Raw genomic sequence first — 24,985 nt, 5'->3', positions numbered from 1 at the left:
CTTGCAGAAATGTGCCGGTTTGTGAAAAATATACTATATTTGCACTCCGAAACGCTACGGGGTGTAGCTCAGCCCGGTTAGAGTACGCGTCTGGGGGGCGCGTGGTCGCAAGTTCGAATCTTGTCACCCCGACAAGCTGAGAGTCAGCCGCTTATGTGAAAACATAGGCGGCTGATTTTGTTTTGGCGGCAGTGGCTGAAACGGGCGGCTGACGCCACGGCCGACGGGGAAAAGGGGCGGGGCCGTCGGACGCCGGGCCGGGGAATGTCGATTTTTTTTCGTATCTTTGCACAAAACCCCGTGTTGCGGCCGTTATTATTCATGTCGTGCAGACCGCAGATTTTTGCCTTTATACCCCTTCGATAGCAATTCTGGATGTTTGCGGCGGAAAAAATGTCGATTTTCCCCGGAATGTTTTTCAAATGCGGAGGAATTTGCCGGGGTTTCTTGCGATCAGCGGATTTCTGCGATTTTTTTTCGCGCCGGGCCTGTCCCGCACTTCGTGAGACGACGCCCGCGATGCGGGATTGCGGCGGTCCCCTGTCAACAGATGCTTAACACGAAAAACAACAGCTTATGAAACAAAGAAAAATGCTTGCGCTCACGCTCTACCAGCTTGGACAGCTTTACCGTCACGAGTTACCCGAACTTGTCGCCGCCGCCGAGGCGAGCGGCGACGCCGTGCAGTTCCGAAGGCGTCTGGGCGAGTGGGTCTCCCGTTCGGAGTCCGCGCAGGGCGATGCGGGCGAGCAGATTCGGCTGCTGATCGATTACGACGGGCGGGAGGTCGATGAACTGTCTACCGGCGAGCGGATGCCGGTGCGGACGCTGACGCTGTTGTGGCAGTTTCTTACGGGCTGTCTGGAGAATGTGGAGATGCGCACGGACCTGTTTATCGACCTGTTCTACCTGTTCAAACGTCTCGGAGGAGCGGAACTGCCGCCGCTTTCGATGCAGCGTGTCCGCATCCGCTCCGAGCGCTGGCCTTCGGGACTCGATGCCGAGGTGCGGGAGATCAGGGCCGACAACAGGGAGCGCATGCTGCATCTGCTGGTGCAGAAGATCGAGAACCGCAAATCGACGCCCTCGCGGTTCCGTTTCGCGGAGGGGATGAGTTATGAAGACAAATACCGTCAGGTGGCCATCTGGTGGAACGATTTCAGGTTTCATCTGGCGATGGCGGTGAAAAGCCCCTCGGAGCTGAACCGCTTTCTGGGCAATTCGCTTTCGGCGGAGACCATGTACCTGCTGTCGAAGGCCCGCAAGAAGGGGATGCCGTTCTTCGCCACGCCCTATTATCTCTCGCTGCTGGACGTGACCGGAAAAGGATACGGCGATGAGGCGATCCGCAGCTATATCCTCTACTCGCCGCAGCTGGTCGAGACCTACGGCAGCATCCGCGCGTGGGAGAAGGAGGACGTCGTCGAAGCCGGAAAGCCCAATGCCGCGGGGTGGCTGCTGCCCGACGGCCACAATATCCACCGCCGCTATCCGGAGGTGGCGATCCTGATTCCCGACACGATGGGACGCGCCTGCGGCGGGTTGTGCGCGTCGTGCCAGCGCATGTACGATTTTCAGAGCGAACGGCTCAACTTCGAGTTCGAGAGCCTGCGGCCCAAGGAGAGCTGGGACCACAAGCTGCGCCGCCTGATGACCTATTTCGAAGAAGACACGCAGCTGCGCGACATCCTTATCACGGGCGGGGACGCCCTGATGAGCCAGAACAAGACGCTGCACAATATACTGGAGGCCGTATACCGCATGGCCTGCCGCAAGCGCAAGGCCAACGCCGGGCGGCCCGACGGCGAGAAATACGCCGAACTGCAGCGCGTGCGTCTCGGTTCGCGCCTGCCGGCCTATCTGCCGATGCGTATCGACGACGGATTGGTGGAGGTGCTCAGGGAGTTCAAGCAGAAGGCTTCGGCCGTCGGCGTGCGGCAGTTCATCATCCAGACCCATTTCCAGTCGCCGCTGGAGGTGACGCCCGAAGCGCAGGAGGCGATCCGCAGGATACTCGCGGCCGGGTGGCTCGTCACCAACCAGCTGGTCTATACCGTCGCGGCGTCGCGCCGCGGGCATACGACCCGGCTGCGGCAGGTGCTCAATGCGCTGGGCGTGGTCTGCTACTACACCTTCTCGGTGAAGGGGTTTCAGGAGAATTACGCCGTCTTTACGCCCAACAGCCGGTCGCTGCAGGAACAGCACGAGGAGAAGATTTACGGCCGGCTGACGCCCGAACAGGCCGGGGAGCTGGATGCAGAGCTGGAGAAGGGCGGCGACACGGCCGAACGGCTCCGCCGCTTTATGAAGAGACACCGGCTGCCGTTCCTTGCGACCGACCGCAGCGTGCTGAACCTGCCGGCCATCGGCAAGAGCATGTCGTTCAGGCTGGTGGGCATTACGCCCGAAGGCAGGCGCATCCTGCGCTTCGACCATGACCGCACGCGCCGCCACAGTCCGATCATCGACCGGATGGGCGAAATCTATATCGTCGAGAACAAATCGCTGGCCGCCTACCTGCGCCAGCTGGAAAACATGGGCGAGGATGCGGACGATTACGCCAGCATCTGGAACTATACGCACGGCGAGACCGAACCCCGGTTCGGGCTTTACGTATACCCCGATTTCCCGTTCGGGGTGACCGGGCGGGTGAGCAACCTTGAACTGGAGTGATTCGGTACGAAACAGCGATGAGGAGGCCCGGCGGAAGCGATTCCGGCCGGGCCTCGAAACTGTTGCATATATCAGGAATATTTATTATCTTTGTAAGAACGATAAATGAAGACCGGCGCCGATGTCCGGAGCGCCGTTCGGGGCATGTTCCGGTTTTCGTGCAGGCAGAATTATGAAACAGTCCGAAAGATTGATGTCGCTCGACGCCCTCCGCGGGTTCGACATGCTCTTCATCATGGGGTTCGCGTCGCTCGTCGTGGCCGTGTGCGGCTTGTGGCCTTCGGCCGTGACCGATGCGGCAGCCGCTTCGATGAGCCATGTCGCGTGGGACGGCTTCGCCCATCACGATACGATCTTTCCGCTGTTCCTCTTCATTGCCGGGGTCAGCTTTCCCTACTCGGTCGCCAAGCAGCGTGCGGGAGGAATGTCCGAAGGGCGCATCTATGCCAAGATCGTCCGCCGGGGACTGACGCTCGTCGTGCTGGGCATGGTTTACAACGGACTGTTCAAGCTCGATTTCGAGAATCTGCGGATCGCGAGCGTACTGGGACGCATCGGACTGGCGTGGAGCATCGCCGCGGTGCTGTATCTCAATTTCGGCGTGAAGACCCGTGCGGCAATCGCCGTCGCGGTGCTGGCCGGTTACGGAGCGCTTTCGGCGCTGGTCGCGGCGCCCGACGCCGCAGGCGCCGGGCCGCTGACCTTCGAGGGGAATCTGGCAGGCTATATCGACCGGCAGTTCCTGCCCGGAAAGCTGATATACGGGTCGTTCGATCCCGAAGGGCTGCTCAGCACGGTGCCCGCCGTGGTGACAGCCATGCTGGGCATGTTTACGGGCGAATTCGTAAGGCGCGGCGATATTCGGGGCGGCCGCAAGACGCTTTGGATGGCCGCGGCGGCCGCGGCGCTGCTGGCGGCGGGGCTGGCCTTCAGCGGGGTGCTGCCCGTGAACAAGAAACTGTGGTCGAGCACCTTCGTATGCGTCGTGGGAGCCTACTCGCTGGGGATGTTCGCCCTGTTTTACTACCTGATCGACGTGCGGGGCTGGCGCCGCTGGACGCTCTTTTTCCGTGTCGTCGGACTCAATTCGATTACGATTTATCTGGCCCAGCGTATCGTGGGCTTCGGACGTATATCCGACTTCTTCCTCGGCGGCATCGCATCGAAATGCCCTGAGGCCGTGGCTGCCGTGATAAGCAGTGCGGGTTATGTGGCCGTCTGCTGGCTGTTTCTCTACTTCCTTTACAGAAAGAACGTTTTTCTGAAAGTGTAGTCGCATCTGCGGATTCCGTAATGTGCCGCGCGGAGGTGCGACTGGCGCGGAGTTTGCTCCCCGGTCCGTTAAAGTTTAAAATCAAAAAATCCCGTTATGAACAAGACGATTCACCGCGCCGAGTCGCGCGGTTATGCCGACCACGGTTGGCTGCAGACTCACCATACGTTCAGTTTTGCAAACTATTACGATCCCCGCCGGGTGCATTTCGGCGCCCTCCGGGTGCTGAACGACGACACCGTGGCTCCGGGCGAGGGTTTCGGAACCCATCCGCACGACAACATGGAGATCGTGTCGATCGCGCTGGAAGGCGCGCTCAGGCACGGCGACAGCATGGGCAACATGAAAGTCCTGCGTCCGGGAGAGATTCAGGTGATGTCGGCCGGCACGGGCATCACGCACAGCGAGATGAACGCCAGCGAGACCGAGCCGGTCAAGTTCCTGCAGATATGGGTGCTGACCGACGCGCAGAACCACACGCCCCGCTACAATCAGGTCGAGCTGGCGCCCGCCAAGCGCAACGTTCCGCATGTGATCGTGGCGCCCGAAGGCCGCGGCGGCGAGCATGTGGGATGGGTGCATCAGGACGCTTGGTTCTATACGCTGGACCTCGACAAGGATCGTGTGGTCGAATACCGCATGAATACCCGCGGCCACGGCGCCTACGTCTTCGTGATCGAAGGCAGCGTCGAGGCGGCGGGCGAGGAGCTGGGACCGCGCGACGGCATGGGCATCACCGGGGCGGACGAGTTCCCGATCAAGGGAGAAACCGACGCGAAGGTGCTGATTATCGAAGTTCCCATGGAGGTTTGACAAGACGAAGCAAAGGAGTTTTCCGGCAAATTCCTTCCTCCTTCGGGTGCGGCGAACGCTTCCGAAGGGGAGTGCGAAGGAAAAGGGCTGTCCCACGGGACAGCCCTTTTTTTGCGTCGGTCGGCGAAGGCGCCGGAAAGATGGGTTTTGCCGGGAGGGGTGTTGCGCCCGGCGCCGCTGCGTCAGAATTCCGAGGTGAAGTGGAACCGGATATCCTTGAAATTCTCCTGCGCGAGGGCGAGTCCGTAGCTCGTGTCGGCGAGGAAGACGTCGCGGCCGTGCTTGTCGACGGCCATGTTGGTGTGCTTGCGGCGTTTGAAGTCGGCCAGCTGCGCGGCGTTGTCGCTCTCGATCCAGCAGGCTTTGTAGATCGAGATCGGCTCCCAGCGGCAGGCGGCGTTGTACTCGTGTTCGAGCCTATACTGGATGACTTCGAACTGGAGCGCGCCCACCGTGCCGATGATCTTGCGGCCGTTGAGGGAGCTGACGAACAACTGCGCCACGCCCTCGTCCATGAGCTGGTCCACGCCTTTGGCGAGCTGCTTGAATTTCAGCGGGTCGGCGTTCTCGATATAGCGGAACTGTTCGGGGGCGAACGACGGGATGCCCGTGAATTTGAGCTTTTCGCCTTCGGTGAAGGTGTCGCCGATCTTGAAGTTGCCCGTGTCGTGCAGGCCCACGATGTCGCCCGGATAGGCGAAGTCGATGATCGACTTCTTCTCGGCCATGAAGGCCGTCGGCGACGAGAATTTGAGCTGCTTGCCGCTGCGCACATGCAGGTAGTTTTTGTTGCGTTCGAACGTGCCCGAACATATTTTGAGGAATGCGATGCGGTCGCGGTGGTTGGGATCCATGTTGGCGTGGATCTTGAAGACGAAGCCCGTCATTTTGGGTTCCGCAGGCTCCACGATGCGGGTTTCGGTCGGGGCCGGGCACGGCGAGGGGGCTATGCGCACGAAGCATTCGAGCAGCTCGCGCACGCCGAAGTTGTTGACCGCCGAACCGAAGAATACCGGGGCCAGTTCGCCCCGCAGGTAGGCCCCGCGGTCGAAATCGTCGTAAACGCCCTCGACCAGCTCGACGTCCGAGCGCAGCTGGGCCGCGAATTTGTCGCCGATCTGGGCCTCCAGCTCCGAAGAGGCGAGGTCCGAGATTTCGACGGTCGAGGCGTCGGCCGTGAGCTTCTCGTCGGAGGTGAAGAGCGAGAGGTTTTTCTCGTAGAGGTTGTATACGCCCTTGAACGTGGGGCCGTTCGAGATCGGGAAGGCCAGCGGCCGCACGCGGATGTTGAGCTCCTTTTCGACCTCGTCCAGCAGGTCGAACGGCTCCTTCGAGGGGCGGTCGAGCTTGTTGATGAAGACGATTACCGGGGTCGAGCGCATGCGGCAGACCTCCATCAGCTTGCGCGTCTGCGACTCGACGCCCTTGGCGCCGTCGATGACGATGATGACCGAATCGACGGCCGTCAGCGTGCGGAAGGTGTCCTCGGCGAAGTCTTCGTGGCCCGGAGTGTCGAGAATGTTGATCTTCGCGCCCTTGTATTCGAAGCCCATCACGGCCGTGGCGACCGAGATTCCGCGCTGGCGTTCGATCTCCATGAAGTCCGAAGTGGCGCCCTTCTTGATCTTGTTGCTCTTGACGGCCCCGGCGACGTGGATGGCGCCGCCGAAGAGGAGCAGTTTCTCGGTAAGGGTGGTTTTACCCGCGTCGGGGTGGGCGATGACCGCGAAGGTGCGGCGGCGTGTGATCTCTTCCTGTAATGTCATGTAACTGAATGTGTGTCTGTTTTATTGCGGGGAGTGCCGGGCGCTGTTCCGCCGGCGGCAATCCTTAGTTCTCCTTCGGGTAGTCGGCGTTGAAGTGGCAGCCGACCGACTCCTTGATTTCGCGGCCCTGCTTGATGACCAGATAGGCCACGGCGATCATGTTGCGCAGTTCGCACAGTTCGCGGTTGGGCTTGGTTTTGTTGTAAAGCTCCTCGGTCTCCTGCCACAGGATTTCCAGCCGCCGCATGGCGCGCTTGAGCGAGAGGTTCGAGCGGACGATGCCCACGTAGTTGGACATCAGCGTCTGCATTTCGCGCTTCGACTGGATGATCATCAGCATCTCCTCGGTGTGCTGCGTGCCTTCGAAGTCCCAGTCGGGAATGCCCTCCTGAATTTCGACCCGGTCGAGCAGCGACGATGCGTGGCGCGCCGCCTGATCGGCGTATACCACCGCCTCGATCAGCGAATTGGATGCCAGCCGGTTTGCGCCGTGCAGTCCCGTGCAGGAGGTTTCGCCCAGCGCGTAGAGCCGTTTGATGGAGGTTTCGCCGTTGGTGTCCACCTTGACGCCGCCGCAGCAGTAGTGTGCCGCGGGAGTGACGGGAATCCAGTCCTTGGTGATGTCGATGCCGATCGAAAGGCACTTCTCGTAGATGTTGGGGAAGTGGCTGCGCACGGCGTCGGGATCTTTGTGCGTGACGTCGAGGTAGACGAAGTCCGATCCCCGCTTGGTCATTTCGCGGTAGATGGCGCGGGCCACCACGTCGCGGGGCGCCAGCGATTTCATCGGGTGGTATTTGTCCATGAACTCCTCGCCGCCGGGCAGGCGCAGGATGGCTCCGAAGCCGCGCATGGCCTCGGTGATGAGGAAGTTGGGCTTCTCGCCGGGGTTGTAGAGCGTGGTGGGGTGGAATTGGATGAACTCCATGTTTTCGGTGATCGCCTTGGCGCGGTGGCACATGGCGATGCCGTCGCCCGTGGCGACGACCGGATTGGAGGTCGTGGAGTAGATGTTGCCGCAGCCGCCCGTGGCGACGACGGTGAATTTGGCCAGCATGGTCTCGATTTCGTTCGTTTCGAGATTCAGGACGTAGGCCCCGAAGCAGGTCAGGCCGCGGGTGTGGCGCGTGACGAACTCGCCCAGATGGTGCTGCGTCAGCAGGTCGATGGCGAAGCGGTGTTCGAGTACGGTGATGCCGGGATGCCTGCGGACCGACTCGATGAGCGCCCGTTCGATCTCGGCGCCCGTCAGGTCCTCGTGGTGGAGGATGCGGTGCTCGGTGTGGCCGCCTTCGCGGTTCAGCTCGAAACGCCCGTCGGGAGTCTTGTCGAAGCGCGTACCCCATTCGATCAGGTCCCGAATCAGCTCCGGCGCCCGGCGCACGACCAGTCCGACGGCCTCTTCGTCGCATTTGCCCGCGCCGCAGACCAGCGTGTCGCGGATGTGTTTCTCGAAAGTGTCGGGGGCGTACGTTACCGAGCAGATGCCGCCTTGCGCATAGTTGGTGTTGCACTCGTTCATTTCGCCCTTCGTCACGATGGTGACGTGTCCGTGGGCGGCGGCTTTGAGCGCGAACGAAAGGCCTGCCGCGCCGGAACCGATAACCAGAAAGTCGGTTTTCATAGTTTTGCAAGCATTAAGCGTCGCAAAGTTATAAAAAATGCCCGATAATCCCATTTCCGGCCGGAAAAAGCGTACGGAAAAATGGGGCAACGGCTCCGGAACGGATCCCCGGAGCGGTAATTTTTTCGGCCCGGCAGGCGATATTTGGAATTTTTCTCTATTTTTGCCTTAAGCTACCCAAAATAAATTATGAAAAAACTACTTTTGACTCTGGCTGCCGGAATAGTTCTTTGTTCCTGCGGTTCGCACGATCCGCAGATCGCGATCGTGCCCTATCCCAATCATCTCGAAACCGGTCGGGGAACCTATCGGGTGACCGATCGGCCCGTTACGTGTGACAGTCGCACCGACGAGCGGACGCAGCGCGCCGTGGTCGGATTCGCCGCACGGCTGGCGACGGTTACCGGCGGGACGAATCCCGTCACGGTCGCCGACGAGGTGCCCGCGTCGGGCATCCGTTTCGTCACGGACGAATCGCTCCCGGCCGAAGGCTATGAACTGAACGTGGACGGGGAGGGAATCGAAGTGCGGGCGTCGCAGTTTCCCGGCTTCCTCTATGCCCTGCAAAGTCTCGAACAACTGCTGCCTGCGGCGGTTTACGGCACGGAGCCTGCGCCCGATGCGGCGTGGGAGGTGCCCTGCGTGAAGATCGCCGACGCGCCGCGGTTCGCATACCGGGGCATGCACCTCGACGTGGCGCGCCACTTCTTCTCGGTGGACGAAGTGAAGCGGTATATCGACGTGATGGCCATACACAAGCTCAATACGCTGCACTGGCACCTGACCGACGATCAGGGCTGGCGCATCGAGATCAAGCGCTATCCGGAGCTGACCGCCGTGGGCAGCATCCGCAAGGCCACTGTGGTCCGCAAGGAGTGGGGAACCTATGACGGTACGCCCTACGGCGGTTTCTATACGCAGGACGAGATCCGCGACGTGGTGAAATATGCCGCCGACCGGGGTGTTACGGTGATTCCCGAAATCGACCTGCCGGGCCATATGCTGGCGGCGCTGACCGCCTATCCCGAACTGGGCTGCACGGGCGGTCCGTACGAGGTGTGGGGCCGCTGGGGCGTGGCCGACGATGTGCTTTGCCCCGGACGGGAGAAGACTTTCGAATTCCTCGAAGGCGTATTGACCGAGGTGATGGAGCTGTTCCCCTCGGAGTATATCCATATCGGCGGCGACGAGTGCCCGAAGGTGCGCTGGGAGAAGTGTCCGCGCTGTCAGGCGAAGATCCGCCAGCTCGGCCTGAAGGACGACGGAGAGCATACTGCCGAGCATTACCTGCAGAGCTACGTGACCGACCGCATCGGCAAATTCCTTGCGCAGCACGGCCGCCGCATCATCGGCTGGGACGAGATTCTGGAAGGCAGGGCGCCCTCCGACGCCGTTGTCATGTCGTGGCGCGGCAGCGAGGGCGGAATCGCCGCGGCCAAGTTGGGGCACGACGTCATCATGACGCCGAATTCGCACTTCTATTTCGACTACTACCAGTCGCTCGACACCGACGCCGAGCCGTTCGGAATCGGCGGTTACATACCGATGGAGCAGGTCTATTCGTACGATCCGGCGTTCCCGGAGCTGACGCCCGAACAGCAGAAACATATTCTCGGCGTGCAGGCCAACCTCTGGACCGAATACGTCTTGAGCGACGAACACCTCGAATACATGCTTCTGCCGCGTCTGGCCGCCTTGAGCGAGGTGCAGTGGTGTCTGCCCGAAACGAAGGACTGGAACCGCTTCATCGGCAGTTTCAGGATGGACGAAATCTATTCTCAGATGGGATATGAGTTCGCCAAGCATATCTTCGGGGTGACGGCTTCGTATGCGGTCGATCCGGAGAAGGGGGGCGTCGTGATGACCCTCACCACACAGGGCGGTGCGCCGATCCGTTACACGCTCGACGGCTCAGATCCCACGGCTTCGAGTCCGCTTTACAAGGCGCCGGTGACCATCGGCGAAAGCTGCACGTTCAAGGCCGCGGCCCTGCGCGAAGGCATGCAGACGCCGGTTTATGCGCGGAAATTCGATTTCAACAAGGCGACCGGACGGCGCATCGCGCTGAACGCCGCGCCGACGCTCAAATATACCTACGGCGGCGCTTCGCTGCTGGTGGACGGTTACCGCGGAGGTCCCGTCTATTCGAACGGCGCGTGGATCGGGTTCCTGAACGAGCCGCTGGACGTTACGATCGACATGCAGGGGGCGAAGCCCTATTCGGCGGTGACCGTCGAATCGCTGGTCGAGAAGGGCGAGTGGGTTTTCCCGCCTTCGTCGGTGGGGGTCTACCTCTCGGACGACGGCAGCGAGTTCACCGAGGCGGCGCTGATGTCCGTGCCGCAGGAGACGGCCGGCAGCCCCGACGGCGTCAAGCCGTTCAAGGTGCTCTTCCCCGAAACCTCGGCCCGCTACCTGCGCGTGGTGGCCCGTACGGTCGATCCGATTCCGGCATGGCACGGCGCGGCCGGACAGAAGGCGCATATGTTCGTGGATGAAATCATCGTAGAATAAAACCGGGAGTGGACGTGGAGAAGACCGCCGTGCGAATACAGGGACGCGAGTCCGTTGCGATGACGACGGCCGAATTCGGCCGCCTGTTCGCTACGTGGCGCGCGCGGTTCGAAGCGATCGCGTGCCGCTACGTGCGGAGCGCGGCGGTGGCCGAGGATCTCGTCTCGGACAGCTTCATGTCCTTCTGGGAGAACCGCGGCCGGATTCCCGCCGATGCCAACCTGCAGGCCTATATCCTGATTATCGTCCGCAACAAATGCCTCGACTGGCTGCGCGCCCAAAGCCTGCATGCCAAGATCGAGCAGGAGGTGTACGAGCTTAGGCGGCGGGTGCTGGCGGCCGACATACGGTCGCTGCAGGCGTTCAATCCTGAGGAGATTTTCTCGGCGGAGGTGGCCGCGATCGTGCGGCAGTCGCTCGACCGCCTGCCCGAACTGACACGCGAAGTGTTCGTCGCCCGCCGCTTCGAGGAGCTGAGCTACAAGGAGATCGCCGAAAAGTACGGCATCACCGTGCGGCGCGTCGAATTCGAACTGGAAAAGGCCGTGAAGCAGCTGCGCGTGGCGTTGAAGGATTATTTGCCCGTGCTGCTTATGTTGCTGTCGGATAATATTTTGCGATCCTGAATTCGAGAGCGTGAATTATTAAAAATATTTTTTTAGCAAATCCAAGTGCGTCTGATTGGGAATCGGGCGCACTTATTCGTTTTTATAGAAACAGACGAAGAGAGAGATGAATCCGGAACTTATCTATAAATATTTGGAAAATACGGCGACCGATGACGAGATGAAGCAGGTGCTCGACTGGCTCGACGCCGATCCCGCGCATGTGCGCGAATTGGACGAGCTGGACAAAGTGATGGCCGCTTCGGTCATTTACGGTCCCGACGTGCTGTCGCCTGCGCCAGCGAAGAAGGCGGCGCGCCGCATTTCGCTGGGTCGCATTCCGCTGCGCCGCATCGTGCGTTATGCCGCGGAGCTGGCCGCCGTGGCGGTCGTCGGCATCGGCGTGGCCCGGATGCTTGCCGACGACCGGATCGAAGAGTGGACGCGGCGGACGACGGCGCTCGAAGTGCCTGCGGGGCAGTACCTGAGCATGGAGTTGCAGGACGGCACCAAGGTCTGGCTCAATGCGGGAACCCGGCTGGAGTATCCGCTGGTGTTCGCCGGGGGCGAGCGGCGCGTGAAGGTTGCGGGCGAGGCGATGTTCGATGTCGAGCACGATCCCGCGCATCCGTTCGTGGTCGAGACGTTCGCCTGCGACGTCGAGGTGCTGGGAACCAAATTCGACGTGATGGCCGAGGAGCGCGAGGGATTGTTCTCGGCGGCCCTGCTGCGCGGAAGCGTGAAGGTGACCAACCGCCTGACGCCCGGCGAACAGTTCGTCCTCAAGCCCAACGAGGAGGTGCGGCTGGCGGGGCGGCGGCTGAACCTGAATGCGATCGGCAGCATGGACGACTACCTCTGGACCGAAGGGATGATCAGCATCAAGGGCCTTTCGTTCGGGGAGCTGATGCACAAATTCGAAAAGAGCTTCGGCGTGAAGATACGGATCGACCGCGCCCGGATGCCGGAGGTCGATTACAACCACGGCAAGATCCGCATTTCGGACGGCGTCGATTCGGCGCTGCGCCTGTTGCAGATGGCCTCGGATTTCACCTATACGCGCAGCGAAGACAACGGAACGATCGTCATACGATAACCAATTTATAAACCTGAAAAAAACGAAAAGACTGCCTATGAGAAGAGCCGAACAATGACCCTCACCGGTCGTCCGGGGCAAATTAAAAAAACTTGCAGATGGTCGCAACATCCGCAAGCCGCGGTCGGCCGTTAATCAGCTACCCAGCCTACTAACAACTAACTAATTGCAAAAGTATGAACAAAAAACGTATTCAGCAAATTAAATGCCTGTTTACACTCTTTTTTGTCGTGTGCGCATCGTTCTATGCCACACGGTCATACGCTCAGAATAATGCGGTGACGATCCGTCTGTCGGGCGTCAGCATGGAGCGTGTGATGAATGAAATCGAGAACCAAACCAATTATTTGTTCCTGTCGAACAAGGACGTGGACATCAACAGCGTCGTGAGCGTCGATGTGGAGGCGCGCCCGCTTTCGGAAGCGCTCGCGCAGATGGTGCGCGGAACAGACGTGGTCTACCGTTTCGACGGCAAATACATTCTGCTTTCGAAGGCCGACCGCAGGCCCGTGACCGTGAAGGGCGTGGTGACCGACGCCGACGGCGCGCCGGTGATCGGAGCTTCGGTGATCGTCAAAGGTACGACCGTCGGAGCTTCGACCAATACCGACGGCTCCTTCTCGCTGCAAGTTCCCCCCCCCGCGGAAAATGCGGTCCTGACCGTTACCTACTTGGGCTACGAGCCGGTCGATGTGACCGTCGGCAGCCGCACCGATTTCCGGATTACGCTCCGCGATTCGGCTGTGGCGGTGGAGAACGTCGTAGTGACGGCCCTCGGCATCAAACGTCAGGAGAAGGCCCTGAGCTACAACGTGCAGCAGGTCAAGTCCGAGGAGCTGACGACCGTCAAGGACGCCAACTTCATGAATTCGCTGGTCGGCAAGGTGGCCGGCGTGCAGATCAACAGCGGTGCGAGCGGCCCCGGCGCCAGTGCGCGCGTGGTGATGCGCGGCGAGAAGTCGATCGAGAAGGGCAACAACGTCCTCTATGTGATCGACGGTATTCCGATGTATAACCACAGCTTCGGCGGCGACGGCGGCACCTATGCCAAACAGGCCGGTTCGGAGAGCGCCGCGGATATCAACCCCGAAGACATCGAGTCGATCAACATGCTGACCGGCCCTTCGGCTGCGGCCCTTTACGGCAGCGACGCCGCCAACGGCGTGGTGGTCATCAACACCAAACGCGGCGTCAAGGACCGTACGGTGGTGACCGTCAGCAACAGTACGACCTTTTCGAAGGTCTACCGGCTGCCCGACATGCAGAACAGCTACGGAACCAGTTCGGGGCTGATGAACTGGGGTGAGAAGTATGCCAGCACGTTCGACGCCAAGAAGTTCTTCAACACGGGAACCAACATCATCAACTCGGTGTCGGTATCGACGGGCAACGAGAAGAACCAGACCTATATCTCGGCTTCGACGACCAATACGGCGGGCATCATTCCCGAAAATACGTACGACCGCTACAACTTCACGGCCCGCAATACCACCTCGTTCGCCAAGGACAAGCTCGTACTGGACTTGGGCGCCAGCTTTATCATCCAGCACGACGAAAACATGGTGACGCAGGGCAAGTATTACAACCCGCTGCCCGCGCTCTACCTCTTCCCGCGCAGCGACGACTTCGACGAAATTCGCCTTTTCGAGCGCTGGGACCCCGTGCGCGGCTATATGGTGCAGTACTGGCCTTACGGCGAGGGCGCGCATTCGCTGCAGAACCCCTATTGGATTCAGAACCGCATGAACCGCGAGACGAGCAAGCGCCGCTACATGCTCAACGCATCGCTGCGGTGGAACATCACCGACTGGATGAACGTTTCGGGCCGCGTGCGGGTCGATAATTCGGAATACCGCATCAAGCAGAAGCTCTACGCCTCGACGCTGACCACCTTCTGCGGAACGAACGGCGGTTACGAAGACCAGACGCAGCACGACCGCAGTTTCTACGGCGACGTGATGCTCAACATCGACAAGACCTTCGGCGACGACTGGACGCTCAACGCCAACATCGGCGCTTCGATCAACGACCAGCGCTACGAGCAGGCCGGCGTGGCGGGCGACCTGCTGCTGACCAACCATTTCGCCATGAACAACCTCAACTATCAGGAGAAGTTCAAACCCCTGCAGGAGGGGTGGCACGACCAGACGCAGGCGATCTTCGCTTCGGTCGAGGTGGGGTGGCGCTCGATGCTCTACCTGACGGTGACGGGCCGCAACGACTGGGCTTCGCAGCTGGCCTATTCCAAAAACTCGTCCTTCTTCTATCCTTCGGTGGGTCTGTCGGCCGTGGTTTCCAACATGGTGAACATGCCCGAATGGTTCACCTTCCTCAAGGTGCGCGGGTCGTATTCGAAGGTGGCGTCGGCTTTCGCCCGTTACCTCTCCAATCCGGCCTACTCGTTCAACAACCAGACCCACAACTGGAGCAAGCCTTCGACCTATCCGGCCTACAACCTCAAGCCTGAGGATACCAAGTCGTGGGAGATCGGCCTGAACGCCCGTTTCCTCAACCACATCAACCTCGACGTGACCTATTACCGTTCGAACACTTACCACCAGACGATCTATGCGCCGCTGCCCTCTTCGTCGGGTTACAACCAAGTGGTCGTACAGGCCGGCGACGTGCAGAACCAAGGCGTCGAGCTGGCGCTGGGCTACAACAACAAGTGGAACGACTTCACATGGAGCAGTTCGTACACCTTTACGCTCAACCGCAACGAGATCAAGCGGCTGGCGGCCGGCGAAGTGAACCCCGTGACGGGCGAGACCATCACCGACAACGAGATTCAGAAGGACTGGCTGGGCGCGAGCAACGTGGCGCCGCAGGTCATCCTGCGTCCGGGCGGTTCGATGAGCGATATTTACGTCAATCACGAGCTTAAGCGCGACCTGAACGGCAACATCGAGATCGATCCTTCGACGGGCAACCTCTCGATCGCCGAAACCGACTTCCGCAAGGTGGGCCAGCTCTCGCCCCGCTACACGATGGGCTGGAGCAACAGCTTCGGCTACAAGGGCATCGAACTCGGTGCGGTCCTCACGGCCCGAATCGGCGGCCTGACCTACTCGGCCACGCAGGGCGTGCTGGACTACTACGGCGCGTCGCAGGCCACGGCCGACGCGCGCGACCGCGGCGGCATTCCGATCAACTACGGCACCGTCGATCCCCAGAAGTACTATTCGGCGATTTCGACGGCCGAGGGCGGTTACGGAGCCTATTACCTCTACAGCGCCACCAACGTACGCCTGCAGGAGCTGAGCCTGCAGTATACGCTGCCGGCGCGGTGGTTCCGCAACAAAGCCAGACTGACGGTCGGATTCGTCGCCAAGAACCTCTGGATGATCTACTGCAAGGCGCCGTTCGACCCCGAAATCTCGGCGGCGACGGACAACGCCTACTATCAGGGCGTGGACTACTTCATGCAGCCGAGCACGCGCAATTTCGGCTTTAACGTGAAACTGCAATTCTAACCGAACCAAAGCTATGAAAAATATCATTAAACTTACCTGCCTCTTATTGACGGTATGCGGTTTTGCGGGTTGTACGGGCAATTTCGACGAGTACAACACCGATCCCTATGCCCTTTACAAGGGAGACCCCGCCGTGCTGATTCCCACCATGCTCGACGCCATGATGTACGTGCAGCAGAACGACTCGCAGATGGTCGATCAGATGGTCGGCTCGCTGGGCGGATATTTCACGCTGTCGAACCGCTGGGGCGGTCAGAACTTCGATACGTTCAATGCGTCCGACGCATGGAACGCCACGCCGTACAATACGATGTTCGAGGATATTTACGCCAACTTCTTCGACATCGAGAAATCGACCAGCAAGTCGGGCCACTACTACGCGATGGCCCGTCTGGTGCGCGCCGCCGTGATGATGCGCGTCGCCGACTGCTACGGCCCGATCCCCTACAGCAAGGTAGCCGACGGCTCGTTCTATGTCGAGTACGACTCGGCGGAGGATGTCTACAAGCATATCATCGAGGACCTCGCGGGTGCGGCGACCACGCTCTACGCCTATGCGCAGGAGTATCCGGCGTCGAAACCGCTGGCTAACAACGATCCGATTTTCGCAGGCGACTATACGGCTTGGGCGCGTCTGGCCAACTCGCTCTGCCTGCGTGCGGCGATCCGCTCAAACGACCGCGAGGCCGCCGAGAGCGCCTGCGGCCATGCCGCCGGCCTGATCGAGACCAACGCCCAGAACGCCATGATGAGTCCCGGCGTGCAGGGAAATCCCTATCAGCTGGCTTCGGCGTCGTGGGGCGACCTGCGAATCAATGCTTCGATCGTCGATTACATGACCGGGTACGACGATCCCCGCTGCGAAGCCTATTTCCAGAAATCGACCTTCGACAACACCCGCTATATCGGCATGCGCGCCGGTACGGCCGGATTCGAAAAATCGGCCGTAAGCGGTTATTCGCTGCCCAACGTGCAGTCCGGCTCGTCGCTGCCGATTTTCGTGGCCGCCGAGACCAATTTCCTGCGCGCCGAGATGGCGCTCAGAGAGTGGACCGTAGGCGGTACGGCGCAGTCCTACTACGAAGCCGGCGTGCGTCTGTCGATGGAGCAGAACGGCGTGGCGGGCGAGGACATCGACGCCTATCTGGCCGATGAAACGCTCGTTCCCGCCGGACATCTGAACGATCCGCGCGGCGCGAAGTACAACTACGACCGTCAGACGGACGTCAAGATCAAGTGGAACGACGCGGACGGTACGGAGAAGAATCTGGAGCGCATCATCACCCAGAAATGGATCGCAAACTTCCCGATGGGACTCGAAGCGTGGGCCGAATTCCGCCGTACGGGCTATCCCGAACTGGCGCCGGCCATCGACAACCTCAGCGGCGGCGTTATCTCCGACAACTTCCGCGGCCTGCGCCGGCTGCGCTATCCCTATACCGAGCGTAACCTCAACAAGAGCAATTACGACAAGGCGGTGGCATTGCTGGGCGGTACGGACAACGAGTCGGTCGATCTTTTCTGGACGAAGAAAAAATAGTGTCGAAACCTAAACGAAAGCATACATTATGAACATAAAGAAAAATATATGGGCATTGGCGGCGGCGCTGCTTTTCGCGACTGCGTTTACCAACTGCAGCGACTGGACGGAGGTCGAAGCCGAAAAGAAGGTCGATTACGGCAATACCGAGACCTCGCGCCCCGAATCCTACTACCAAGCTCTGCGCGAGTGGAAAAAGACGGATCACTCGATTTCGTTCGGGTGGTTCAGCGGCTGGGGCGATCCTGCCGTTCTGACGGCCAGTATGCTGATGGGACTTCCCGACAGTATGGATATGGTCTCGTTGTGGGACAATTCGAGCAACCTTTCGCAGGGCAAGATCGAAGATCTCCGCATGGTGCAGCAGAAGAAAGGGACCAAAGTGCTGATGTGTACCTTTATCCAGTATGTCGGCAAGGGGTTCACTCCTGCCGAATATGATGTCGATGAAGCGACCCGCGAAGCGTTCTGGGGCTGGGTGGACGACGATGAAGCGGCCATCAAGACCTCGATGGAGAAATATGCGCAGGCTATCGCGGATACCATTTACAAGTACAACTACGACGGTCTGGATATCGATTTCGAACCGAATGTCGATGGAGTTGTGGGCAAACTCGATGAAAACGATACTTATGTGAGATGGTTCCTCGATATTTTGTGCAAGCACCTCGGCCCTCAGTCCAATTCGGGTAAAATGCTCGTTATCGACGGCGAACTCTGGAAGGTTCCTGTGAGCGCGGCGACTTATTTCGACTATTTCATCGGACAGGCCTATTCGGTTTCCGGCGGCACTCCGTCGCCCAATGCCGGACAGAGCGAATCGAATATGGACTCTCGCCTGAGGCAGATAATCAATAACTTCGGCGAATACATGTCCGAGGAGGAGATCACCAAGCGCTTCATCGTCACGGAAAACATGGAGAGCGCCATCGACGCATTGAACGGCGGTTATTACTGGACGCTTCGCAACGGAACCAGACTCGACAAGGCCGAGTGCCCGTCGTTGCTGGGAATGGCCAGATGGCAGCCCGTCAACGGCTTCCGCAAAGGCGGTTTCGGCGGTTACCGGTTCAGCAACGAGGCGGTGAACAAACCCTCCTACAAATGGATGCGAACCGGAATTCAGGCGCAGAACCCCGCAGTCAATTAGTCCGAACAACCAAAAGCAAGAAAAAGATGAAAAACAGCATTAAAACAGCAGTTCTCGGTCTCGCGGCGCTCGTTTCGGGATTCTCGGCCTGCAACGATGCCGATTACGATACGCTCGGAGTGCACGCCTTCGTCAGCGAGAGCGCGTCGAATAAAAGCACGAAAGTGACCATTACGGAACTGGGCGCCGACGCCGAAATCACGGCCTGCCTGAGCGAGGCCGCAACGAAAGACGTAAAGCTGAAATTCGTGGTCGATTCCGAGGTGCTGGACCGTTACAACCAGAAGCAGGCTTCGAGTTTTCTCGTACTGCCCGAAGAGGTCTACGAGATGGACTCCGAAGTGACGATCAAGGCCGGAGAATTCAGCGCTCCTGCAACCAAGATCCATATCAAGCCGCTGCCCAAGGAGTATGTCGGCGAGAGCTATGCCCTGCCGCTGCGTCTTGTCAGCGCCGACGGGTCGGTTCCGGTGACCTCGGTGACCTCGACCTATGTGATTACGACCGAAGCGATCGTCGTCTCGTCGCTCCCGATGTTCGTCGGCGGCGCGGGACTTGCCGCCGACGGTTTCCCCTTGACGCTTCCGCAGTTTACGGTCGAGGTGCGTTTCCAAGTGAGCAATACGGCCAACCGCAACCGTGCCGTATTTACCAACGGCGGTTCGGTGCTGCTGCGCTTCGAGGACCCGCAGAACGACACTTCGGACCATAAGGCCCATTCGCTGGTGCAGTTCCAAGGCGACGGCTGGTATCTCAATCCGTCGTTGTCGTTCACGCCCAACAAATGGCAACATCTGGCGCTGACCTATGACGGAACCAAGGTGACCCTCTATGTCAACGGTACTTTTGCCGGAAGCAAGGAGGGCGTGTGCGATCCCAACTTCGGATCGGCCAACTGGTTCGGCGGCGATGCCGGCGGCGGACACGGAACCGGCGATTCGTGGTGGAGCGGATGTAAGATACTGATGTCCGAGGCGCGTATCTGGTCGGTATGCCGTACGGAAGCGCAGGTGCAGAACAACATGACCACGACCAGCGCCAAATCGCAGGGCTTGGAGGCTTACTGGCGCTTCAACGAAGGCGAGGGCAATACGTTCGAGGACTGCACGGGCAACGGGCATACGCTGAAGACGTCCAAGACCCCGACGTGGGTTGCCGGCATCAAGTCCACCGATACGGAAACGCCGTGGCCTTAATCCCGTAATTATGGCGCAGGCGCGCCCGGTGCGTGCCTGCCGCCATGCGGTTCATTCAAATTGTTTGTTAAATACGATTACATTATGATGAAAAAATTGAAATATCTTTTGGCCGGAGTTCTCGTTTCTGCGGTTGCGGGTTGTTTTGTCGCATGCGACGACGATGAGTCTGCAACAGACGAATGGACGGCCGACTATGTTTATTTGGAACGTCTGAAGCTCGGTGTCGGCTCTTTGGAGTTCAATCAGACGCATTCGTCTCTGGGAATTGCAGGCGATACGGAGGTCTCGATGCCGTTTGCGGTTTGTCTTGCCAAACCATGGAAGTCGGATGTCGCCGTGAAGTTCGCTTATACGATCGAAGGCGATATGCCGGAGGAGATCGTTACTTTCCGCGAAGGCGGTGCCGTCGTGATTCCTGCCGGGGAGTTGGCAGCCAGAGATACGATGGATCTCAGGACGGATTGGAGTTTTGTTCCGCAGGAGGCTGCCACCTACAAAGTGACGGTCGGGATCGGATCGGTGCAGCCTGTTTCCGGACAATTGCGTATTTCTTCGAAACAGAAGGAGCTGTCCGTTCAGATAAACAAAGCCAAATCCATGGATATACAGGCCGGCGTGAAACCTTCGGGCAGCCGGATTGCGGATTACAGCGGTTGGTCGGTTTATGCTACCAATGTGGATGATAATAATGCAGACTGGGGAGCCCATCAACCTAAATTGATCAATGGGAATACCGGAGATTATATATGGTTCAATACTCCCCATCTCGGTGTAAAGATCGACATGGGCGCTACAAAGACTGTTACCGGATTGGAGACGTTCAGTGCTTACGGTGCGGCTTATGCGATGAGTTCTTGTGCTGTTTATACTAGCGATGACGGGGCCGGGTGGAAACTCGTAACGCCTGAAGAGGGCTTGTCGATGACGCCTGCCGGAACGCAGTATGTTTCGTTTATCGCGCCGATAACCGCTCGTTATATAATTTGGCATATGTATGGGTCGGCGCCTCTCAGCTCCGAGATTTATGTTTATTCCAAATAGAGGTGGGCTTTGAATAGTTTTTGAGGGGAAGCCGCCCGGTCCGAGACCGGGCGGCTTTTTTGACCGAGAGGGCCTGTGGGATATGGTATATGGGCGATTATCGGCCGGAGCGTGTGCAACGGAAGCGAAAAAAGCGTACATTTGTGCCCATGAGTGAACGGCATATAGACATAAACGAATTCGATTACGACCTGCCCGACGGGCGGATCGCCAAGTTCCCGCTGGCCGAGCGCAGCGCCTCGAAACTGCTGGTTTACCGCGGCGGGGAGATCGGCGAAGCGCATTTCGCCGACATCGGCGACGTGCTGCCCGAAGGCCAGCTGCTGGTGTTCAACAATACGAAGGTGATTCGCGCGCGGATCATCATGCACAAGCCTTCGGGCGCCCGCATCGAGGTGTTCTGTCTCGAACCGCACGATCCGGCCGATTACGAACGGGCGTTCGCCGTCGTCGGGCGGTGTGAATGGTCGTGCATCGTGGGCAACCTCAAGAAATGGAAAGAGGGGTATGTGGAGATCAACTTCGAGCACGAAGGCCGCCCGGAGCATCTGCGGGCGTGGCTCGTCGAGAACCGCGGCCGCGAGCATACCGTGCGTTTCGAGTGGTCGGCGGCGATGACGTTCGGGCAGCTGCTCGAATACCTCGGACGGATTCCGATTCCGCCCTACCTGAACCGCGAAAGCGAGGAGATCGACTATACGCGCTACCAGACCGTCTATTCCAAATTCGAAGGATCGGTGGCCGCGCCGACGGCGGGGCTGCACTTCACGCCCGAACTGATCGAGGGGATGAAGGCGCGCGGCTTCGGGTTCGAGGAGGTGACGCTGCATGTCGGGGCCGGGACCTTTCTGCCCGTCAAGGACGACGATGCCGCGCGGCATCCGATGCACACCGAGCATTTCGAGGTGCGGCGTGCGGCGGTAGCCCGCCTGCTGGAGAAGTGGGGGCGGATCACGGCCGTCGGCACGACCTCGGTGCGGACGCTCGAATCGCTCACGGCGCTGGCGTGGCGCATACGTACGGCCGGAACGCCCGATGCGGAGCGGGTCGTCGGTCAGTGGGAGCTGTACGACGTGCCGGCGGAGTTTTCCGGGCGCGAGGCGCTGGAGACTCTGCTGAAATACATGGATGAAAAGGGGCTGGAACGCATCAAGGCGGCGACGCAGATCATGATTACGCCGCTGGGGTACGAGTTCCGCATCGTGCGCAATATCGTCACCAACTTCCACCAGCCCAAATCGACGCTGCTGCTACTGGTGTCGGCTTTCGTCGGCGGGGACTGGAAGCGGATTTACGAATACGCCCTCGGACACGGCTTCCGTTTCCTGAGTTACGGCGACTCGTCGGTGCTGATGCGCTGACGCTGGGAGCGAGGCTGAGGGAGAAAGCGCGGCTGCCGGATGCGGCTGCCGGCCGGTCTTCGGCGGTCATCAGACGGTCGTTCGGCGGGGGCGGAAAGTCTCCGGGGAGTCCGGGGAGAAGATCACCTGCGCAGCAGCGTTTCGCGGATGCGTCGCAGGGCTTTGGTGATCTGCGCTTCGACGGTCTTGACCGAAATCCGCATCTGGTCGGCGATCGCGGCGTTGGAAAGCCCCTCTTCGCGGCTTTTGCGGAATACTTCGCGGCAGCGGTCGGGCAGTTGCGAGACGGCTTCGGCGACCAGCAGCATCATTTCGTCGGCTTCGAGCTGCAATGCTTCCGGGTTCGTGAAGAGCGGCTCAGGTCCCTCGATGGGGATGCCGTCGGTGCGTTTGTCGCGAAGCCGGTTGAGCGCGCGGTTGCGCACGGCGCGGAACAGATAGGCCCGGACGGAAGTCGAGATGCGGAGTTCCCCGGCATGCTGCCAGATGTGCGTAAAGGTGTCCAATACGATCTCTTCGGCAGAGGTGCGGTCACGGAGCCAGTAGGCCGCGAACCTGCAAAGCGGGGCGTAATAACGGTCGAACAACTCCCGAAAGGCGGCGGTTCCCCCCCCCTCGGCTGATGCGTTTCCATAAAACCATGTCGTGTTCGTTTTCCGACCTCATCGTATCGCTAAAGGAAATTCAGACTAATAAAGATAGGCATTTTCGGGGACAAAACGGACGCGGAACGTATGAATTTTTCGTTTCGGCATTCTTTCGTTCCTGTTATCCTGCGGAATGCGGGACGCCCGAAATCGGGACTGCGTTAAAAAAAGGGGCCTGCTGAAGTGTTTCGGCAGGTCCCTTTGCAGGTTCATACGTATTATTCGAGCAGTTCGTTGTTGCCCCAGACATTCAGTTCTGCGATGCACCATCCCCGGAAGGTCGGATTATAGGTCTTGTTCGTATAGCTGGCGTGAATGCGCAGCCGGACGTAACGCGCATGCTGGTAGTCGTCGAGCATCGGACTGATGACCACACCCATCGGATCCAGCGGCGAGTCGGGATCGGTCCTGTAGTCGCGGTATGTCTGGGTGTAGGTCCAGTTGGCGTCGTTCGCTGCGCCGAGGCCGTCGCCGGTGATCTCCTTCGCGGTCCAGACCTCCAAGTGGGCGATGCCGTAGCGCGCGCCGGCTTCCGGTTTGCCGGTAGTCATGTAGCGCTGATTGAACTGGAAGCCGCGTACGGTCACCTCTTTGCCCAGATCGATGACGAAGTCGTAGGGCGGATTGGCCTGCTCCTCGTCGGCGTTGCAGTAGCCGAAGGTGTTGATGTCTTCGTCGAACATCTTCTCCACTTCGTAGTTGGGTTTGGCCTTGGGGGCGGCGAGCACCTTCCAGCCGCTGCGGTCGAGCAGCACGGGTGCGGGCGGTCCCGGCTTGACGAACTTGTTGAAGAGGATGTAGCGGACGCCGCCCGTCGGCGAGACCGTCGCCCGCGGGTCGCCCTTGATCGAATCGATGGCGATCGGGAGCAGGTACGGCTCCTCGTCGGGCATGCGCTCGCTGAACAGCTCGACTTTCATCGTCGAGGAGACCGTGTTGTAGCGGGGCAGCATGACTTCGGTGGTCGAGAATGCGTAGGCCTCCGAGGGGCAGAGCTTGTACGAGGTACCGTGCGCCGCGTTATAGGTCTCGACCAGTTCGGGGTCGATCTTGAACACGACGGTTATGTAGTTGCCGCTGATCTGCTCGGCCTCCACGCGGATGTTGAGGGTCTGCTTCTTGGGGCTTTCCACCGTAATCACTTCGGCGTCGGCCGCGGCGTCCTGAATGCTCAGCAGGGCAGGCTGCTTGAGCGCCGGACCTTCGTCGTCCTTGCAGCCCGCCGTTGCGACGAGCAGGGCGACGGCGGCCAGAAGACGTATGTTTGCATATCGTTTCATAATCGTTTGCGTTTAAGGGTTCGTCTCAGCATTAGAATTTGACATCGACCAGCACGGGAATATGGTCCGAGGCCCGCTTGATGTCGCCTTTGTTGAAGTCGAGCATGATCTTGGTGCCGACCACGTTGCACTTCGCGCCGTTGCCGTTCCAAAGCAGGATGTAGTCGATACATTTGTTCGGCGCCTGCGAGGAGTGGGTGAAGTCGCTCGCGCCGTGGGGCGTGAGGACCGTCCAGCCCGTCTTCAGTTTGGAGATGGTGGGCGAATCGGGACGGACATTGAAGTCGCCGCCGAGGAAGACGGGTTTCTTCGAGCCGCCGAATTCGCGTTCGATGACCTTGTTGATCTCGTCTACCTGTCCTGCCTGAGCCAGCGCGGACACATGGTCGAGGTGGGTGGTGGCGAAGACGTATTTCTCGAACTCCATGACGACCATCACGCGGGGTTCGGCGCCGTCGCCCTTCGGCAGCGGAGCGGCAAAGGTCCGGACGGGTTTTTCACGGCTGGCGATTCCGTCGCCGTAGGCTCCGCCCTGATAGGCCATCGCCCGCGAATATTCGTAACTCCACTCCTTGCCCATCAGTCCGGCGAATTTCTTGAGCTGGAAGACCCGGCCGGTGCGGACCGTGCAGCTGTCCAGTTCGCTGATGCCCACCAGATCGGCCTTGCCCTCGGTCATCATGTCGGCGATCATCTGGTAGCTGCCGTCGCTGATGTACTTGGTGAAGACGCCGACGTTGTAGGTCACCAGACGCGTCGCGCCGTCGGCCTTGGGGTAGTAGTCCCGACCCGGTTCCTCCGGGGGGGCGGGTTTCAGATGGGGCGGAACTTCGTCTTCGGAGGAGGAGCTGCTGTTGCAGGCCGTTGCCGGGCAGGTCAGGCCGAGCAGCAGCATGATGGTAAGATATTTTTTCAGTCTGTTCATCGTTT

The 24,985-nt window shown here is 59.8% G+C and carries 17 protein-coding genes and 1 tRNA gene; 13 read left to right on the top strand and 5 right to left on the bottom strand.

All coding sequences use genetic code 11. The annotated features are described in order from the left end of the window. The first annotated feature begins 57 nt into the window (after window positions 1–57). The 4 genes from ALFI_RS05460 (at window position 58) to ALFI_RS05445 (ending at window position 4,759) form a co-directional block, all read left to right on the top strand. Window positions 58–132, top strand: a tRNA-Pro gene (locus ALFI_RS05460). Window positions 133–576: 444 nt separating this feature from the next. Then, window positions 577–2,673, top strand: coding sequence for a KamA family radical SAM protein (locus tag ALFI_RS05455; protein ID WP_014775085.1), 2,097 nt, complete (start codon window positions 577–579; stop codon window positions 2,671–2,673). A gap of 172 nt (window positions 2,674–2,845) precedes the next feature. Further along, on the top strand, window positions 2,846–3,946 hold the full coding sequence (locus ALFI_RS05450) for an acyltransferase family protein (RefSeq protein ID WP_014775084.1): 1,101 nt from the start codon (window positions 2,846–2,848) through the stop codon (window positions 3,944–3,946). Window positions 3,947–4,042: 96 nt separating this feature from the next. Beyond that, complete coding sequence (locus ALFI_RS05445) at window positions 4,043–4,759, top strand: pirin family protein (RefSeq protein ID WP_014775083.1); 717 nt, start codon at window positions 4,043–4,045, stop codon at window positions 4,757–4,759. A gap of 182 nt (window positions 4,760–4,941) precedes the next feature. On the opposite strand, the gene ALFI_RS05440 is transcribed toward ALFI_RS05445, so the two are convergent. After that, window positions 4,942–6,525: a peptide chain release factor 3 gene (locus ALFI_RS05440; RefSeq protein ID WP_009597160.1), complete on the bottom strand. Its 1,584-nt coding sequence runs from the start codon at window positions 6,523–6,525 to the stop codon at window positions 4,942–4,944. Window positions 6,526–6,589: 64 nt separating this feature from the next. Further along, window positions 6,590–8,149 carry an L-aspartate oxidase gene (nadB, locus tag ALFI_RS05435; RefSeq protein ID WP_014775082.1) on the bottom strand — a complete coding sequence of 520 codons (1,560 nt, stop codon included), beginning with the start codon at window positions 8,147–8,149 and terminating at the stop codon, window positions 6,590–6,592. A 189-nt stretch (window positions 8,150–8,338) separates the two neighbouring features. Between nadB and ALFI_RS05430 the strand changes: the two genes are divergently transcribed. The 9 genes from ALFI_RS05430 to ALFI_RS05390 all read left to right on the top strand — a co-directional run bounded on the left by ALFI_RS05430 (window position 8,339) and on the right by ALFI_RS05390 (window position 22,128). After that, entirely contained in the window at window positions 8,339–10,663 is a 2,325-nt protein-coding gene (locus ALFI_RS05430) for a glycoside hydrolase family 20 protein (RefSeq protein ID WP_014775081.1), read from the top strand. A gap of 14 nt (window positions 10,664–10,677) precedes the next feature. Further along, window positions 10,678–11,289, top strand: coding sequence for an RNA polymerase sigma-70 factor (locus ALFI_RS05425; RefSeq protein WP_014775080.1), 612 nt, complete (start codon window positions 10,678–10,680; stop codon window positions 11,287–11,289). 106 nt (window positions 11,290–11,395) lie between these two features. Then, window positions 11,396–12,364, top strand: coding sequence for a FecR family protein (locus ALFI_RS05420; RefSeq protein ID WP_014775079.1), 969 nt, complete (start codon window positions 11,396–11,398; stop codon window positions 12,362–12,364). Between the two features lie 176 nt (window positions 12,365–12,540). Beyond that, the gene (locus ALFI_RS05415) at window positions 12,541–15,837 is read left to right on the top strand and encodes a SusC/RagA family TonB-linked outer membrane protein (protein ID WP_014775078.1); all 3,297 of its coding nucleotides are present in this window, start codon (window positions 12,541–12,543) and stop codon (window positions 15,835–15,837) included. A gap of 13 nt (window positions 15,838–15,850) precedes the next feature. Continuing rightward, window positions 15,851–17,377, top strand: coding sequence for a SusD/RagB family nutrient-binding outer membrane lipoprotein (locus ALFI_RS05410; protein ID WP_009597092.1), 1,527 nt, complete (start codon window positions 15,851–15,853; stop codon window positions 17,375–17,377). Between the two features lie 28 nt (window positions 17,378–17,405). Next, the gene (locus ALFI_RS05405; RefSeq protein ID WP_014775077.1) at window positions 17,406–18,527 is read left to right on the top strand and encodes a glycoside hydrolase family 18; all 1,122 of its coding nucleotides are present in this window, start codon (window positions 17,406–17,408) and stop codon (window positions 18,525–18,527) included. 26 nt (window positions 18,528–18,553) lie between these two features. Next, the gene (locus ALFI_RS05400) at window positions 18,554–19,723 is read left to right on the top strand and encodes a DUF1735 and LamG domain-containing protein (protein WP_014775076.1); all 1,170 of its coding nucleotides are present in this window, start codon (window positions 18,554–18,556) and stop codon (window positions 19,721–19,723) included. Window positions 19,724–19,807: 84 nt separating this feature from the next. After that, on the top strand, window positions 19,808–20,767 hold the full coding sequence (locus ALFI_RS05395; protein ID WP_009597105.1) for a DUF4999 domain-containing protein: 960 nt from the start codon (window positions 19,808–19,810) through the stop codon (window positions 20,765–20,767). A 149-nt stretch (window positions 20,768–20,916) separates the two neighbouring features. Next, window positions 20,917–22,128 (top strand): S-adenosylmethionine:tRNA ribosyltransferase-isomerase, encoded by a 1,212-nt coding sequence (locus ALFI_RS05390; protein ID WP_009597097.1) that lies wholly within the window; start codon window positions 20,917–20,919, stop codon window positions 22,126–22,128. A gap of 122 nt (window positions 22,129–22,250) precedes the next feature. Here ALFI_RS05390 and ALFI_RS05385 read toward each other — a convergent pair whose 3' ends face one another. From ALFI_RS05385 to ALFI_RS05375, 3 genes are all read right to left on the bottom strand, one after another. Continuing rightward, window positions 22,251–22,715 (bottom strand): RNA polymerase sigma-70 factor, encoded by a 465-nt coding sequence (locus tag ALFI_RS05385; RefSeq protein WP_014775074.1) that lies wholly within the window; start codon window positions 22,713–22,715, stop codon window positions 22,251–22,253. Window positions 22,716–22,993: 278 nt separating this feature from the next. Then, the gene (locus ALFI_RS05380) at window positions 22,994–24,055 is read right to left on the bottom strand and encodes a BT_3987 domain-containing protein (protein ID WP_009597101.1); all 1,062 of its coding nucleotides are present in this window, start codon (window positions 24,053–24,055) and stop codon (window positions 22,994–22,996) included. A 31-nt stretch (window positions 24,056–24,086) separates the two neighbouring features. Beyond that, window positions 24,087–24,980 (bottom strand): endonuclease/exonuclease/phosphatase family protein, encoded by an 894-nt coding sequence (locus ALFI_RS05375; protein ID WP_014775072.1) that lies wholly within the window; start codon window positions 24,978–24,980, stop codon window positions 24,087–24,089. Window positions 24,981–24,985: the final 5 nt, after the last annotated feature.

The organism is Alistipes finegoldii DSM 17242, assembly GCF_000265365.1.
Lineage (GTDB): Bacteria > Bacteroidota > Bacteroidia > Bacteroidales > Rikenellaceae > Alistipes > Alistipes finegoldii.
Note: the sequence above shows the minus strand (reverse complement) of the source record. Positions and strands in the feature narration are given on the sequence as shown.

What these genes read in the sequence shown, in the direction of transcription:
- ALFI_RS05455 (WP_014775085.1), top strand. Translation starts at nt 577, where the DNA reads ATGAAACAAAGAAAAATGCTTGCGCTCACGCTCTACCAGCTTGGACAG.
- ALFI_RS05450 (WP_014775084.1), top strand. Translation starts at nt 2,846, where the DNA reads ATGAAACAGTCCGAAAGATTGATGTCGCTCGACGCCCTCCGCGGGTTC.
- ALFI_RS05445 (WP_014775083.1), top strand. Translation starts at nt 4,043, where the DNA reads ATGAACAAGACGATTCACCGCGCCGAGTCGCGCGGTTATGCCGACCAC.
- ALFI_RS05440 (WP_009597160.1), bottom strand. Translation starts at nt 6,525, where the DNA reads ATGACATTACAGGAAGAGATCACACGCCGCCGCACCTTCGCGGTCATC.
- nadB (WP_014775082.1), bottom strand. Translation starts at nt 8,149, where the DNA reads ATGAAAACCGACTTTCTGGTTATCGGTTCCGGCGCGGCAGGCCTTTCG.
- ALFI_RS05430 (WP_014775081.1), top strand. Translation starts at nt 8,339, where the DNA reads ATGAAAAAACTACTTTTGACTCTGGCTGCCGGAATAGTTCTTTGTTCC.
- ALFI_RS05420 (WP_014775079.1), top strand. Translation starts at nt 11,396, where the DNA reads ATGAATCCGGAACTTATCTATAAATATTTGGAAAATACGGCGACCGAT.
- ALFI_RS05415 (WP_014775078.1), top strand. Translation starts at nt 12,541, where the DNA reads ATGAACAAAAAACGTATTCAGCAAATTAAATGCCTGTTTACACTCTTT.
- ALFI_RS05410 (WP_009597092.1), top strand. Translation starts at nt 15,851, where the DNA reads ATGAAAAATATCATTAAACTTACCTGCCTCTTATTGACGGTATGCGGT.
- ALFI_RS05405 (WP_014775077.1), top strand. Translation starts at nt 17,406, where the DNA reads ATGAACATAAAGAAAAATATATGGGCATTGGCGGCGGCGCTGCTTTTC.
- ALFI_RS05400 (WP_014775076.1), top strand. Translation starts at nt 18,554, where the DNA reads ATGAAAAACAGCATTAAAACAGCAGTTCTCGGTCTCGCGGCGCTCGTT.
- ALFI_RS05395 (WP_009597105.1), top strand. Translation starts at nt 19,808, where the DNA reads ATGATGAAAAAATTGAAATATCTTTTGGCCGGAGTTCTCGTTTCTGCG.
- ALFI_RS05390 (WP_009597097.1), top strand. Translation starts at nt 20,917, where the DNA reads ATGAGTGAACGGCATATAGACATAAACGAATTCGATTACGACCTGCCC.
- ALFI_RS05380 (WP_009597101.1), bottom strand. Translation starts at nt 24,055, where the DNA reads ATGAAACGATATGCAAACATACGTCTTCTGGCCGCCGTCGCCCTGCTC.
- ALFI_RS05375 (WP_014775072.1), bottom strand. Translation starts at nt 24,980, where the DNA reads ATGAACAGACTGAAAAAATATCTTACCATCATGCTGCTGCTCGGCCTG.